This is a genomic window from Mesorhizobium sp. M5C.F.Cr.IN.023.01.1.1, assembly GCF_003997585.1.
Classification (GTDB): domain Bacteria; phylum Pseudomonadota; class Alphaproteobacteria; order Rhizobiales; family Rhizobiaceae; genus Mesorhizobium; species Mesorhizobium wenxiniae.
This window is the reverse complement of the sequence record NZ_RZSU01000024.1, coordinates 1-14,334: the sequence shown is the minus strand read 5'-3', so window position 1 is coordinate 14,334 and position 14,334 is coordinate 1. Positions and strand designations below refer to the sequence as shown.

General features: G+C 62.7%; 11 protein-coding genes and 4 pseudogenes. 7 read left to right on the top strand and 8 right to left on the bottom strand.

What is annotated here, in order from left to right; genetic code table 11:
* Window positions 1-29: 29 nt before the first annotated feature.
* The 4 genes from EOA78_RS12430 to EOA78_RS12415 form a co-directional block, all read right to left on the bottom strand.
* Window positions 30-680 carry a Spy/CpxP family protein refolding chaperone gene (locus EOA78_RS12430; protein ID WP_127315365.1) on the bottom strand — a complete coding sequence of 217 codons (651 nt, stop codon included), beginning with the start codon at window positions 678-680 and terminating at the stop codon, window positions 30-32.
* Between the two features lie 37 nt (window positions 681-717).
* Window positions 718-1,878: a YncE family protein gene (locus EOA78_RS12425; protein WP_127315364.1), complete on the bottom strand. Its 1,161-nt coding sequence runs from the start codon at window positions 1,876-1,878 to the stop codon at window positions 718-720.
* A 21-nt stretch (window positions 1,879-1,899) separates the two neighbouring features.
* Window positions 1,900-3,360 carry a multicopper oxidase family protein gene (locus EOA78_RS12420; protein WP_127315363.1) on the bottom strand — a complete coding sequence of 487 codons (1,461 nt, stop codon included), beginning with the start codon at window positions 3,358-3,360 and terminating at the stop codon, window positions 1,900-1,902.
* 80 nt (window positions 3,361-3,440) lie between these two features.
* Window positions 3,441-3,956, bottom strand: coding sequence for a hypothetical protein (locus EOA78_RS12415; RefSeq protein WP_127315362.1), 516 nt, complete (start codon window positions 3,954-3,956; stop codon window positions 3,441-3,443).
* Window positions 3,957-4,219: 263 nt separating this feature from the next.
* On the opposite strand from EOA78_RS12415, the gene EOA78_RS12410 reads away from it, so the two are divergent.
* Window positions 4,220-4,435 (top strand): hypothetical protein, encoded by a 216-nt coding sequence (locus EOA78_RS12410; RefSeq protein ID WP_127315361.1) that lies wholly within the window; start codon window positions 4,220-4,222, stop codon window positions 4,433-4,435.
* 20 nt (window positions 4,436-4,455) lie between these two features.
* Here the strand turns inward: EOA78_RS12410 and EOA78_RS12405 are convergent.
* The 4 genes and pseudogenes from EOA78_RS12405 to EOA78_RS12390 all read right to left on the bottom strand — a co-directional run bounded on the left by EOA78_RS12405 (window position 4,456) and on the right by EOA78_RS12390 (window position 8,819).
* Window positions 4,456-4,907, bottom strand: a pseudogene (locus EOA78_RS12405) (pyridoxamine 5'-phosphate oxidase family protein).
* A gap of 94 nt (window positions 4,908-5,001) precedes the next feature.
* Window positions 5,002-6,248 (bottom strand): annotated as a pseudogene (locus EOA78_RS12400) (glucoamylase family protein); the annotation flags it as partial.
* 27 nt (window positions 6,249-6,275) lie between these two features.
* Window positions 6,276-7,210 (bottom strand): annotated as a pseudogene (locus tag EOA78_RS12395) (IS110 family transposase).
* Between the two features lie 244 nt (window positions 7,211-7,454).
* A complete protein-coding gene (locus tag EOA78_RS12390; RefSeq protein ID WP_245477480.1) occupies window positions 7,455-8,819 on the bottom strand; it encodes a hypothetical protein in 1,365 nt (454 codons plus the stop codon).
* A 378-nt stretch (window positions 8,820-9,197) separates the two neighbouring features.
* Between EOA78_RS12390 and EOA78_RS12385 the strand changes: the two genes are divergently transcribed.
* The 6 genes and pseudogenes from EOA78_RS12385 to EOA78_RS37030 form a co-directional block, all read left to right on the top strand.
* Entirely contained in the window at window positions 9,198-10,388 is a 1,191-nt protein-coding gene (locus tag EOA78_RS12385) for an FAD-dependent monooxygenase (protein ID WP_127315360.1), read from the top strand.
* Between the two features lie 144 nt (window positions 10,389-10,532).
* Window positions 10,533-13,049 (top strand): heavy metal translocating P-type ATPase, encoded by a 2,517-nt coding sequence (locus EOA78_RS12380; protein ID WP_127315359.1) that lies wholly within the window; start codon window positions 10,533-10,535, stop codon window positions 13,047-13,049.
* A gap of 9 nt (window positions 13,050-13,058) precedes the next feature.
* Window positions 13,059-13,457 carry a Cu(I)-responsive transcriptional regulator gene (gene cueR, locus EOA78_RS12375; protein WP_127315358.1) on the top strand — a complete coding sequence of 133 codons (399 nt, stop codon included), beginning with the start codon at window positions 13,059-13,061 and terminating at the stop codon, window positions 13,455-13,457.
* Complete coding sequence (locus tag EOA78_RS12370) at window positions 13,454-14,011, top strand: cytochrome c (protein ID WP_127315357.1); 558 nt, start codon at window positions 13,454-13,456, stop codon at window positions 14,009-14,011. Before cueR ends, EOA78_RS12370 begins: the two co-directional genes overlap by 4 nt.
* A gap of 2 nt (window positions 14,012-14,013) precedes the next feature.
* On the top strand, window positions 14,014-14,190 hold the full coding sequence (locus EOA78_RS35945) for a hypothetical protein (RefSeq protein WP_164783731.1): 177 nt from the start codon (window positions 14,014-14,016) through the stop codon (window positions 14,188-14,190).
* Window positions 14,191-14,216: 26 nt separating this feature from the next.
* Window positions 14,217-14,334, top strand: a pseudogene (locus EOA78_RS37030) (DedA family protein); the annotation flags it as partial.

The following is a 14,334-nucleotide window of genomic DNA, read 5'->3' as shown; positions in this document are numbered from 1 at the left end:
GCAGCCTATCCGCCGCGGTCGCAGTCGTTTCACATCATGCCCATCGGAGCCGGTACGAGGAGCTTGTCGGCCACGGCCTTCTGGGCGTCGTCCAGCGTTGCATAGAAGGGCTCCAGCGCGGTCTTCAGCCTTCGCAGGCCATCGAGTCTCGCCGACAGCACTTTCTCCTGGAGCTCGATCCTCCGGAGCGGTGACACAGGCCCGGCGTCTGAGGGCATCGCGCCGCCCTGCATGTTTGCGCCGGGCATCATCCCGCCGGCCATCCCGGGCATCATGCCCTTCGCCGCGCCGGCATTGGCGCGCATAGCGTCCGCGACGGCCTGCCACAGCGTCCCTTGCGCCTCCGTCACTTTGAGTTCTGTCCGAAGGAAGGCGATGCGGCCTTCGACATGCTCAGGCGACATCATTTGCCCCATGGGGCCGGCCATCGGCTGGGCGCCGCCCATCATGCCACCGCCCATCATGCCCATCATCATCCGCATCATGTCCCCAGACATCATGCCGGGCATCATTCCGCCCATCATGGCGCCTCCGGGGGCATTGGCCTGTGGCGCGGGCGCGATCTCTTCGGCGGAGGGTTTTGCCGGGGTGCCGGCGGGATGGTGGGCGTCTTCGGCGAAGCCGGCCGCCGGGATGAGGATCATCGCGGTTGCAAATATGGTTCTGCTTAAGCGTGTCATGGCTTCATTCTCCTCAGTGTTGGGTTTGGTACCTGGTTCATCCGGCGTTGGCAGGTGTCGGCTTCGGCGCCTGGAAGGTGATGCCGTTCGGCCCCTTGCCCACCGGGTAGGTTTTGACGACCGACTGGCTTTCGACCGATATTTGCGAAACCGTGCCGGCCAAGATGTTCGTGACGAAGACGAACGCCCCGTCGGCGCTGACCACAACGCCGTGGGCTCCCGCGCCGGTACGGATCGTTTCGACGACCGTTCCGCTTGCGATGTCGATCACCGACACGGTGTCGTCCGGCTCCGCATCCGTGCCCTGGTTGGCGACGTAGACGAAACGGCCATCAGGCGTCGCGTGCACTTGGATCGGCGACCGGCCGACCTCGACCCGCCCGGTCACCTCCTTCGTGGCGGTATCGATGACCGCCACCTTGTTGTCGTCGCGGAGTGAGACGTAGACGCGGCTGCCGTCGGGGACGAAGCCAACCTGCACCGGGGCTGATCCGACCTTGATCGTTGCCGTCTCGGCGAGCGTGGCCGTGTCGATCACCGAAACCGTGCCGTCCTTGACATTTGCGACGTAGATCGACTTCCCGTCAGGGCTCATGCGCAGACCATGCGGATAGTCGCCGGTGCTGGCCGCCCCAATGGCCGTCCCAGTGTCTAGGTCGATCACCGAGATTGCGTTGTCCTCGGAATTGGACACGAAAGCGCGCTTGCCTGGCGCATCGGCAATGACGTGAGCCGGATGAGCGCCGACATCGATGGAGGCCGCCTGGCCCGAGGCGGAGCCGGCGGTGTCGATGACGATCAGCCTGCCCTTCGGCTCCTCCTCCCCTTCGCCGTGACCATCGCCGCCATGTCCTTCTTCCATGCCCGACATTGGCATTCCAACCATCAGCAAGATGCCCGTGTCCGGCACGAACTGGACGTTGTGCGGCATGACGGGGACCGGGATGATGTCGACCTTGCCACCGTCAAGGGCGATCCGGCTGACGGAGCCGCCATGCTCGTCGGCCGTGTAGACGAAGCCTGCCCCGGCGGATTCGGCGCCAGCCCGAGGTGAGAAGGAAACGACGGCGGCAAATCCGGCCGCTGCCGCGAGCGCAAGCAATGTCATGCGCCGGGTGATGCCTATCAGGTCCGTATGGAGCGGTTGAGGGGCCGCTACGGCAATCGCGCCAGCATTGATCCTTGAATGGGTTCTCATATCGGTTCTCCTTCGCGCCGCTCAGGCGGCGTACTGAACGACGGTCATCATGCCGGTCGCCATGTGGTAGAGGTGGTGGCAGTGGAAGGCCCATGTCCCCGGGTTGGTGGCGTCGAAGGCGACGGTCACCTCGCGTTGCGGCGGCAGCCAGACGGTGTCGCGCACCGCTCCCGAGAAGCGGCGACCGCCGATCCCGACGACCTGGAAATGATGGCCATGCAGGTGCATCGGGTGGCCCATCATGCTGCCGTTGCGGATGGCCAGTTCGACGCGGTCCCCTTTGTTGACCGCGATCGGCCTGTGGTCGCTCCAGCCCCTGCCGTTGATGGTCCAGGCGTATTTTGCCATATCGCCGCCGAGCACGACGGGTTCGCTCGCGCCCGCCGCCTTCTCGGCGAACGGCTTCGTGGCGAGAAGGCTCGCCTCCAGCGCAAGGTCAAGCGGACCCTCGGCCTTGTCACCCTTCGAGGATACGCGTTTTATCGCGCCGCCCTTTGTCGCCAGGATGAAGCCGGTGCGCTCGGCACTGCCTTCCCTGAGAGCTAGCACCGGCCATGCGCCTTCCTCGCGCGGAAGACGGATCCGGATATCGATGCGCTGTCCCATGCCGAGAGGGAAACGGCGGCCGCGGACTGGGACAACCCGGTTGCCGTCGACCGCGATCGCCTCGCCTTCGAGCGATCCAGTGTCGATCCAGAAGGCCGTGGCAGTTGCGCCGTTTATGAGACGCAGCCGAACCGTTCCGCTCTTTTCGACGGAAAACACCTGCGGATCGTCGAGGGTGCGATCGTTCGCCAGATACGCGTCGTACTCGATGTCATTGATATCCATGGTGGAGGCCATCTGCGTCGCCGCGCCCTGCTCCATCCCATTCATGTTGCTCATGTCGTGGCTCATGCCACTCATCGAGTGCCCCGCCATGCTCCCGGTCGAGCCGGTCAGTCCGGCAAGCAGTTCCTCCGGCGTCTTGAAGCTGAAATCGTGGAAGAGCACCACGACGGGCTGCTCGTCGAGGCCCGCCTCCGCGGGATCGTTGACGATCAGCGGCGCCGCCAGAAGCTGCTGCTCCTGCAGCGTATGCGCATGCATCCAGTGGGTGCCGGTAGTTTCGAGCGGGAAGCGGTAGTCATAGGCCTGGCCGGATTGCAGCAGCGGCTGCGGCAGGTCCGGCACTCCGTCCTGGCCGAATGGCGGCGTCAGGCCATGCCAATGGATGAGCGTCGGTGCATCCAGCGCGTTCTCGAGGCGGACGTTGAAGTCCTCACCCGCTTGCGAGACCAGCCCGTGCGTGCCGTCCTGCTGGACAAGGCCGAATACGGTGGCCGCCCGCCCCGCAACGTCGATGACGCGGGATTCGGCGCGAATGATTGTTGCGGTAGCGGCTCGTGCAATGCCTGGAAAGCCGGTTAATGACGAGGCTGCGCCGGCGACGCCGGCAGCCGCCGTTGATGCCAGAAACTGGCGACGGGAAATCTGTTGCATTTCAAAAGCTCTCACGTTCGTGACTCGAAAGGCCTGATCGGCCGATAGCGGAGCGCACGAACCGCAAGGGTCGCGTGCGCTCAGGCGGTCACGGAGAGCTTTGGGGGTCGCAGCATCATCGAAACGTCGCCTGGCGAAGAAACGGAAAGCGGGGCGACGGCAACTGGCTCGCTTGGCGTCACGCCCGCCAGGACTTGCATGGTCACAGGCACGCAGAGCGAACAGCCTGAGGCCGAAACGCAGCAGTGACCGGCGGCGCTCTTCTGATCCTTTTGATCGCATGGCGCGTGGTGGCCATGTTCCATCGCCGCATCGGCGTGGCGAAATTCAACTGCGAAGCGACCGGCGTCAGCCATGGCTGAATCGGCGCGGCCGCCGGCATGCAGGATCGTGGAAGCAGAAAAGACGATAGCGATCAACAGGACGAGCCAGCGAGGCACGTCGAAGGCCGGTGATCCTTTCCATGTGCGGATGACCCGCAACTGGGCGGCCTTCCAATCCAAAGATCCAATCCTTCTCTTCACGCAGCGCAGGCGCCGGAATAGTTGAACATACCAAGAGGACGGCGATCGGGTTTGTTCCAGATCAAACTCCACGGCATTTCGGCGGAGGCACCAAAGAGCGGGGGGACGCGCACCGCGCTGCCGCGAATGACTTCTGCTTTTGAGGGAAATCAAGGCCACATAGTCATTGCGGTATCCGATGCGAGCACCGGCGAACGGGTCGAAAACGCCAAAGTGACTGTCACCGTGTCAGGGCTCGGTCACGTTGGGATAAAACCACTTCGATCTCGAACAAATGACGATCGCTGGGACGGTAACCTGTGGCAATTTCGTCGATCTGCCCGGCAAGGACCGATATGACAATCGCGGTCGACGTCAATATCCCGGGGCGCAAGGCTCCGGTGCGCGTCGATTTCACCTATCAACACTGCCGTGAGCCGCATGTAAGAACGCGGATCGTCCGGCAGGTGGCAACGATCGTTTGCTATCCGTACCAGGCAAGAGAGGCGGCAAACATGAAGGCTGAATCCGCTGAGCTTCCCTTGCTTTTAGCCTGTTCTTCTCGGGGCTGATGCATCCACCGCCCGGACGATCATTTCGTTTCCTTTGCTTCCCGCCCGGACATCTGGTCGACAAGGATCCGGTAGAATACATGCGGCAAGTGGTCCGATAACTGAGGGATGACTGGCTTGAGGCCGCCCGGCTCCCACCAATCGAAATGCTTGCTCAACAATGACCACGCATGGTCCCGCACAGCTTCGTGACCGATCCGGTCCGGCAGTTCTTCGTACCGTCCGTCAACAACGACGCTTTTCCATTCGCGCCCTTTGCCCCACTCATTGACCTGGACACAAACACGTGGATTGGCTCGCATCCATTCCACCTTCTTTCCCACCATCGAGAACGCATAGGATGGCTGTCCGCATAAGCATAATAGATTGGAACGACGTACGGTTGTCCGTCCTTCGCGCATGCCAAGTGCGCCAGGCGATGCATCGCCAGCAACGTTGTGCATTCCAATATCGATAGCGTTCGGACAATCATCGTCCGATCCCACGCATCTCCGGGCATGCACACTGGCAGCCCGATTTCGTCATACTACACCTGTTCTGTGGGTCGCCGAAATTTTCTGTTTGGCTCACTTCAGCCAACCGCCTCTGAACCCCGCGCGGCGCAGTCCAGCTACGATGTAAGGACAGCCACGCATCAATTGCCACAGTAGGTCCGTTCGATAATTCTCGATCATCAGCACGATTGGCCCCTGATTGAGTCCAAAATGCCATGGCGATACCCACCAGCCATAAGGATTGCCCGGCTCACCCGGATGGGTGGGATTGAAGGACGCTTTGAAGCCGTACCTGTTGTACTTCTTCAACTTGGCCCGATGAATACAGAAGTCGATCGCCTGGAGCACGATTTCAGGGGCGAATGGCAAGGATGCCACGACTGCCCAAGGCGCCAAAGTGCCATCGTCCGGCCCATAGGGCACGCCGCGCCCGACATAGTCGTCGAATACGCGCTCGACGCCGTTCAGCTTAAGCGTGGCCGGGCCTGGTCCCTCGCTTGCGGTAATTCCCCAGCAATGCTCGCCGTAGCCTGCGAACTTGCGCGGGTTTTCCATCGCATAGCATTGTTGCACATAGGTCGCCCGGCGGCTGTTCTCGAAATAGTCGATGCCTTTTTCACGCAGGAGGACGTCCTGGATCCCGCGAAAGTCGATCCAGACATGGGACAGCTGATGTATGAAAAGAGGGCCGGCGTAGAGATACTCGTAGCCGTAACAACTTTCCCACCGATAGGTCGCTGTCCAGGCCGTGTAGCTGCGTTCCGGCAGCGGATGTGTCGGAGAGCCGAGACCCAGAATGTAAAGCAGAAGCGCCTCGTCGTAGCCCTCCCAGCGGTACTTGATGAAACCGCTTTCGGGTGTCCAGCCGTGGGTCACCGTCGCGTCTTGGTTTTGCGCCCATTGCCAGTCGGCCCGGCGATAGAGCGCGTCGGCGAGCGCGCGGATTTCCTGTTCCTCGGTCGTGTCTCCGTCGAAATAGGCTGCCGCCGCCAAGGCGCCCGCCAGCAGGAACGAGGTATCGATCGTCGACAGTTCGCATTGCCAAGCGCGTCGGCCGGTCTGCATGTCCAGAAAATGATAATAGAACCCGCGATATCCCGTGGCGTTGGGTTCGGGTCCTGCGGGCTCGTCCAGAAGAAGCGCAGCGTAGCGAGCGTTCGAGACGCGGCGGCCTCGCGCGCTATAAACCCACGCTCGACCCCGACAGGATAGCAGGCCAGAGCCAAGCCTGTCGCGGCAATGCTGGCGGGCCAATGCGGGGCGGTCTTGTCAAGGATCAAGCCGTTGGCCGGGTTCACCTCATTGAGGAAATAGTCGAACGTCTCGCGCTAGAGTATCCGTGTTGGTCAAGGAAGGGATGGGGTCCAGTTTCGGCCGTCCCTGAGCAGTGCGTTTGCGAGCACGACGAGCTTTCGCATGATCGCGGTGATGGCCTTCTTTGCAGGTTTGCCGGCGGCGATGAGCTGGTCGTATTTGGCCTTGAGGTCTGGATTGAATCGCATGGCGACGAGGGCCGGCATGTAGAGCGCCTGTCGGACATTTGCCCGGCCGCCGCGGATGAAGGCGCGGCCGGTCCAGTTCCCGGACTGCCGTGCGACGGGTGCGAGGCCTGCAAGAGAGGCGGCCTGGCCGTTTTCGAGTGCGCCAAGTTCGGGCATATCGATGAGAAGAGCGAAGGCGGTGTTCGCCGAGATGCCCGGGATCGACACGAGGATGGCGAAGCGATGCGCCAGATCGGGATCGGTCTTGACGAGCGCCATGCTTTCGGTCTCGATGGCGCCGATCTGGCGTTCGATCTGCCTGAGTTGCTCAGCATTGTGGCGCTTGAGGATGGGCAGGGTCAGCTTCTTTGCCCTGTTCTTCGCCGCCGTACGGCTCTTCACCAGCGCCTGGCGGGCCATGTGCAGATCCTTGAGATCGTTCAGGATCGGACTGCGCGCGGGCCGCGCCTCGAGCTCGAGCAGGGCTCCCATGCGCGCCAGCATCGCCGCATCCAGCCGGTCGGTCTGGCCAGCTTGCCGGTGGCTTCGGCGAAGCGCCTGGCCTGGCGCGGGTTGACCTTGACCAGCGCAAAGCCGTCGTCCGCCAGCCTGCGCTCGAAGCTTCGGTGATAGGGACTCGTCGGTTCGTAGACGATGCGGGCGTCGGGCAGGCCCAGCCAGTCCAGCAAGGCCGTGTGGCCGGCAGCGTCGTTGGTGAAGCGGCGGCCGGCGCCGTCGCTCATGCGGTAGGCGTCGAGATGGTCTTTCGAGACGTCGACGCCGATGGTATCGTTGGTCATCTTTCGCTTGTCCTGTGCTTGTCGTCCGCAGCCGAGCTGCGGGTATCCGTTCAGGCCTCAAGGGAAGGACGAGGGCGATCAAACTCTAGCTCGACCCGTCAAACGGTCTGCATTTCACCGATCCGACCCTCGCCGCTGAGGGAGGGCGGTCACCCTCTCCCAGCGGTCCTTCTTCGCCCGTTTGGCAGCGAAAGTCATAAGACAAGCATTTCCAGCTCTGCCGGCGTCGTCTGCCGCCTCGTGCTCATGGCCGCGCCGGGTGACAGACCGGAGTGCAATCTGTACCGGCGTCGGCGTCGGTGAAGACCGGTGCGAAACCGCCGCCCGGGGTGCGGGAATTCGTCGTCTGTCCCTGATAGAGCCGTGCCGTGACGAATTGAACATCGCCGTCATAGACATAGTTCCGCACGTCGAATTTGAGCGGACGCACATGTTGATCGCGCTCCAGCGATCGTTCTCCCGGCGCGACCAATGCCTGGGCGACATACTCGCCTGCAAGGACCTCGCCCCACACCCGTTTGGTCAATTTGTCGCCGCGGTAGGCAGCCCTGCCCCCAAAACCCGACGCAGGTTTGAAAAAAAGCCCCCGCCGCCGCGACCATAAGGAATCCGCCTTCGAAGCATCGACAATTTCGGTCTTCGGAATCCCGCCTAGCAGCGTGTGCAAAATGTTTTCGGAAACACCGAGCGACCGCAAGCGTTCAGCATCGCTGAACACGACGAGATTGCGTTTGTTAGCGTACAGGGCATGTGCATGAGGATGGGGGGTCAGAACGATGGCGCCCTCGAGATACGCGGTGCGCAACAGGGCATGCGCGGGTTGATCCAGCATGAAATCGGTGAGCCGGTTGTAAACGAGGTCAACGGGCTTCCCGTCATGCGAAAGGACGCCGCCCTGCAATTGAAACGACGTCGGGGCGGCGATGACTGCATCGATACCGTGGCGAAGGAATAGCTGCCTGAAGAGGACAAATTCCGGGTAAAGGAACTGCTCTTGGGGATCGTCGTCAACGATCGCCAAGCGCCGCAAGACCCGCTCACCGCGGGCCAGCCGCCACTCGGCGACAAACATATCGACGAAGGTTTGCTCCGTCGCTTCGAGCGCGGCAGAATCTGGAGTCATGCTTGCGACCGCCGTACAACAAGCCCGCTGAGCGCGCGCCAGCGCAGTATTGAGAAGCGCGCCTCCTGCGTTCGTGTTTATCTCTATAAGTTGCGGCTCTCCGCCAGCCACGTGGAAATCGAAGCTCATGAACACGCCGCGCGCGCCGCCGGCGTCGAAATGTGCGATTTGCGGGGCTTCGGCGAGCACGAGATCACGATACGCGGGCAAAGCAACGACTGCCTGTACTGCCTGAACGATCGCTGCCATGCGGTCCAGATGATGCCGAGACACAAACACCGGCAAGGCGGCGAACATATGCGGCTGCTTTTTGAGCGTCAAAGAATAGACGTCACGCGTCTCCGGGTTCGCTCCGAACGCGCGCTCCAACTCGCTGGCGTCTAGGCTGATGCAGAAACAGTGCTGGTTGAGACTTTGAGCCCGTTGGCGCTGGAAGCGGGAAGGGCGTTGAATTAGGTCAACTGGTTCCGAGGGGCTGGATTTCATCACCGTTCTTCTTATCTGCTCACGACCACGCACCTAACCAGCCAGAACGGCTCACTGCATTTCATGTTAACACGCGCTTGGCGCAGCGCTCGTTGATCGGCACAAACGTCGACAGTAAGCCGGATACATCTAGAACGTCTCGGCGTAGAGGTCACGATCTTAGCCGAAATCACAACGACTGATTGCAGATCGCACGATCCATATGAGCGGGTCCCTACCATGGGCAAGCGCCCGGTTGACCGCGGCGATCCGCAAGAGTCCCAACCCGGCTCCGGCATGGCGAACTCGACATCGGCCGCGGCATCAACCGGCGCGGCGAGGCTTCGGGCATGGCAAGACGCAGCTGGAACTCTCGGTCGCGCATAGGGTTACCTATAGATGAGATCGCGAGAACCCAAGAAACAGCGCGCAACTATTGTCGGCGCGGGTATAGCCGGGTTGGCAGCGGCGCACGGCCTGCGTCTCCTCGGCTGGGACGTCGAAATCTACGAACAGGCGGATAAGCTTGAGCCAATCGGTGCCGGCCTGAGCCTTTGCGCTAATGCTTTGCGGGCGCTGCGGACGCTTGGCCTTTACGATGCAGTCGTCGCGGAAGCACAGCCGATCGACCGCCTCGATCTCCTGGACCAGAGTGGAAATGTGCTCCAGTCCACGAACTTCGTGGAATTCAGCCGCCGTTACGCCCACCTGGCGATGGTCGTGCTCCATCGTGGTGATCTGCACAAGGCGCTTCTTTCGGAGCTGCAGGACGGAATGATCAGGACAGGTATGGAATGCGTAGGGGCTCGCGAGGAAGGCGATCGCATCGTTCTGAACTTTGCCAACGGGGACACGGTCGAAGCCGAGCTTGTGCTCGCATGTGACGGTATTCACTCGCCCGTGCGCAAGGCACTCTTTCCCGAGTCGCGCGAGCATTTCGCGCGCTATACGTGCTGGCGGGCAATCTCGCCCGGGGTGCCTAATGGCATGGATCGCGCTCGCCTCACCGAAAGCTGGGGAGCGGGGAAGCGAATCGGCTTGGCATCGGTGGCGGGCGACAGGGTCTATTGGTTTGCCTGCTGCGGCGCGGAGAGGACGAACGATCCTGAACTGGCCAACCTCGATCTCGACGGAGTGAGAGAGGTCTTCGCCGATTTCCACAACCCCGTTCCCGAGGTGCTCGCCCGCACGCCACCGGACTCGCTTGTCTGGACCGATATCCTCGACCTCGACCCAATGTCGTCCTTCACTCGAGGCAAGGTAGCGCTGCTCGGTGATGCGGCTCATGCCGTGACGCCGGATCTCGGACAAGGGGCCGGTCTCGCCATTGAGGATGCCGCGGTGATTGCTGCCTTGCTCGGGCGGCTGCCGGTCTCCGAGGCACTGCGTGAGTACAATGCGCGACGGGTCGACCGCGCGCGCAAGATGACCGCCGAATCACGCCTCTATGCGCGGGTCGCTCAGTGGCGCAATCCGCTCATTGTTCCGTTGCGCAATCTCCTCGTGAAGAGCATCCCGGAGCGCTTCATGGATCGGCAGCTCGACGCGGTCCTCGATATCACCTTTGAACCAGTGAAGGCAGCAGCCTAGCGGCGCTCCTCTTCACGATCATTGAGGAGCGGTGATCGCAGTAGGGGCCGCTGTCGGGCCACGCTTCGTTTTGCAGAAAACCACTTGACCTTCCAGTAACTGGAAGCCGTAGATGGAAGGGAAGTTGCCCTTTTGGAGTGCCCCATGACCGACCGTCACGATGACGCCACCCACGCCGACGTAGCGCATGGCTCGTGCTGTTCCTCGCACGGCTCCGTCGCGGCTGAAGCCGCGGTCGTGCGCGATCCGGTCTGCGGCATGACGGTCGATCCGGCGGCGGGAAAGCCTTCGGCGGCCTTCGGCGGCCACACCTATCATTTCTGTTCGGAAGGATGCCGAACGAAGTTCATGAAGGAGCCAGAGGCCTTTCTGAAGGCGACCGATCCGGTTTGCGGCATGATCGTCGAGCGCGCCACGGCGAAGCATTTCGCGCGCCATGAGGGCAAAGGTTTTTACTTCTGCTCCGCCGGCTGCAAGGGCAAGTTCGAGGCCGACCCCGGCAAATATCTGAGCGGCCAGCCTGCGCCTGAACCGATGCCCAAGGGCACACAGTACACCTGCCCGATGCATCCAGAAATCATCCGCGACAAGCCCGGCTCCTGCCCGATCTGCGGCATGGCGCTGGAGCCGATGGGCGTGCCGACAGGCGATCAGGGCCCCAATCCGGAGCTGGTCGATTTCACCCGCCGCTTCTGGGTGAGCGCCGCGCTGTCGATCCCGCTGCTTCTGATCACCATGGGACCGATGCTGGGCCTGCCGTTCCGCGACTGGCTCGGCGAGCAGCCGGCAGCCTGGATAGAATTGGCGCTGGCGACGCCGGTCGTAGTCTGGGGGGCGATCCCGTTCTTTCATCGCGGCTGGGAATCCATCGTCAACAAAAGCCCGAACATGTGGACGCTGATCTCGATCGGCGTCGGCACCGCCTATGTCTACAGTGTTATCGGGGCGCTTTTCCCGGATCTCTTTCCACACCAGTTCCGCGGCCATGGCGGCACGGTCCCGGTCTATTTCGAGGCAGCCGCGGTAATCGTCGCGCTGGTCTTTCTCGGCCAGGTGCTGGAGTTGAAGGCAAGGGAGCGCACCGGCTCGGCCATCCGCGCGCTTCTCGACCTCGCGCCGAAGACGGCCAGGCGGATTGCGGCGGACGGTTCGGAGGCAGACGTGCCGCTCGACGAGGTGAAGGCCGGCGAGCGGCTGCGTGTGCGGCCTGGCGACAGTGTGCCGGTCGACGGCACCGTGCTTGAGGGCCGTTCGGCGGTCGACGAATCGATGCTGACCGGCGAACCCGTTCCGGTCGAAAAGACAAAGGGCGACCCGGTGACCGGCGGCACGCTCAACAAGAACGGCACGCTGGTCATCGGCGCCGAGAAAGTCGGCGCCGACACGATGCTGTCGCGCATCGTCGAAATGGTCGCCAAGGCGCAGCGCAGCCGCGCGCCCATCCAGGGACTTGCCGACCGCGTCTCCTATTACTTTGTGCCGACAGTGGTTCTGGTCGCCATCGTCGCCTTCATCGTCTGGGCCGTCTACGGGCCGCAGCCAAGCATGGTCTTCGCCATCGTCTCGGCCGTTTCGGTGCTGATCATTGCCTGCCCCTGCGCGCTTGGTCTGGCGACGCCGATGTCGATCATGACCGCGACGGGACGCGGCGCGCAGGCCGGCGTGCTGATCAAGGAGGCGGAAGCGCTTGAACGCTTCGCCAAGGTCGACACGCTGATCGTCGACAAGACCGGCACGCTGACCGAGGGCAAGCCCAAGCTGACCGACGTCGTCGGGATCGATGGCTTTGACGAGGCCGAACTGCTCGGCCTTGCCGCCAGCCTCGAGAAGGGTTCCGAGCACCCGCTTGCCGAGGCGATCGTCGATGGCGCGCGGCAGCGCGGCGCGAGCGTCGAAGACGCGGCGGATTTCGAGGCCGTCACCGGCAAGGGCGTCAAGGGGAGCGTCAGGGGGCGCGCTGTCGCGCTCGGCAACGCGCTGCTTATGGACGATCTAGGCATCGGCCTCGCGGCGTCCAAGGACCGCGCCGACGCGCTGCGTTCGGAAGGAAAGACCGCGATGCTGGTCGCCGTCGACGGCAGGCTTGCCGGCTTCGTCGCCGTCGCCGATCCGATCAAGGCGACGACGGTCGAAGCGATCCGCGCGCTGCATGACAGCGGGCTCCGGATCATCATGGCGACGGGCGACAACGAGCGCACTGCGAAAGCGGTCGCGTCGAAGCTCGGCATCGACGAGGTGCGGGCCGATATGCTGCCCGAAAGCAAGAAGACGCTGATCGACGAGCTGCGTGCCAAGGGCGAAGGCGTCGCGATGGCTGGCGACGGCGTCAACGACGCGCCCGCCTTGGCGGCGGCCGATGTCGGCATCGCCATGGGGACCGGCGCCGACGTCGCGGTCGAGAGCGCCGGCATCACGTTGGTCAGAGGCGACCTCAACGGCATCGTGCGGGCGCGGCGGCTGTCGCAGGCGACGATCGGGAACATCAAGCAGAACCTGTTTTTCGCCTTCGTCTACAACGCGCTCGGCGTGCCCGTAGCGGCGGGCATGCTCTACCCGGTCTTCGGCACATTGCTGTCACCGATGATCGCGGCAGCGGCGATGAGCCTTTCGTCAGTTTCCGTGATCGGCAACGCGCTACGACTTCGTTCTTTGAAGCTCTGAGGTTAGATCATGAACATAAGAACCGCTGCAGAAAAATCCGGCCTGCCGCCAAAGACCATCCGATACTACGAGGACATCGGTCTTCTCAGGCCTGATCGTGCCGGCAACGGGTACAGGGACTATTCGACGGCCGACGTGCATCGCCTGCGCTTCCTGCAGCGGTCGCGAAGCCTTGGCTTCTCGGTGGAGGAATGCCGGCAACTCCTTTCGCTCTACGGCGACAAGGAGCGCGAGAGCGCGGATGTGAAGGCCATAGCGGAAGCCAAGCTCGCCGAAATCGACCGTAAGCTTGCGGAACTCGCCGGACTGCGGGACATGCTTCGGCATCTCGCCGACCATTGCAACGGCGATGACCGACCCGATTGCCCGATCATCGACGGCCTTGCGGGAAACGGCACGGTTCAGTGAGGCGCGTCCCCGTCATTGCAGTAGTCCTTGTCGTCGCCGGGCTCGCCGCTAGGACGGCGCTTCCGGAGACCGCCGTCGCTCCAGTCGTCGCCGAGCGCCAGGCGTCGATGAAGGCGATGGCGAGCGCCGCCAAGACAATCTCCGGGATTTTTGACGGCAAGCTGGCCTATGACGCAGCGGCCTTCAAAGCGGCGGTAGAAACGATCCGCCGACGGTCTGGAATCGCCATGGTCGACGCATTTCCAACAGGCTCGTTCGGCGCCTCGGCCGCGAATGCCAAGATCGAGCAGTCGCGCGAAGAATTCGCCGCGCTCGCTCGCCATCTCGAAAGCCTGGCGGCCGCGCTGTCAGATGCGGCCGACGATGCACCCGATGGCATTACGGAAGCCATGAGGATGAAGTCTGGAATGGCCATGGGCAGCAGCCTGCTCGGGAAGCGGGCTGGCGGCAAGGCCGACGCCGATCCATCGAAAATGCCTGCCGAACATATGTTCCACCTGATGCTGCAAGACTGCACGAATTGCCACGCCAAGTTCAGGGAGAAGCGGCGGTAAGCGTGGGCATCGACTTCACGCGACGCCGACTAGGTGAGTTGGACAGCCAGCCGACAGGAACCCTGCAATGTTCGTACGGCCGGCTCATCCACTTCCATATCGGGAATTGCAAGACCAACAACAATGTCGAAGAGAAGGGCGGTGGCGGACTGATGGTCGTGATCGATGTGCAATCCTGAAGCCTTTCCGCAAAGCGAAAACATAGATGGATCTGTTTGCCGTATACGGCGGTCTGTTTGCTGCTGCCTTCACCGCGGCGACTATCCTGCCGGCACAGTCGGAGGCTGCCCTTGCAGGGCTACTCGCGACGGGTTCCTTCTCGC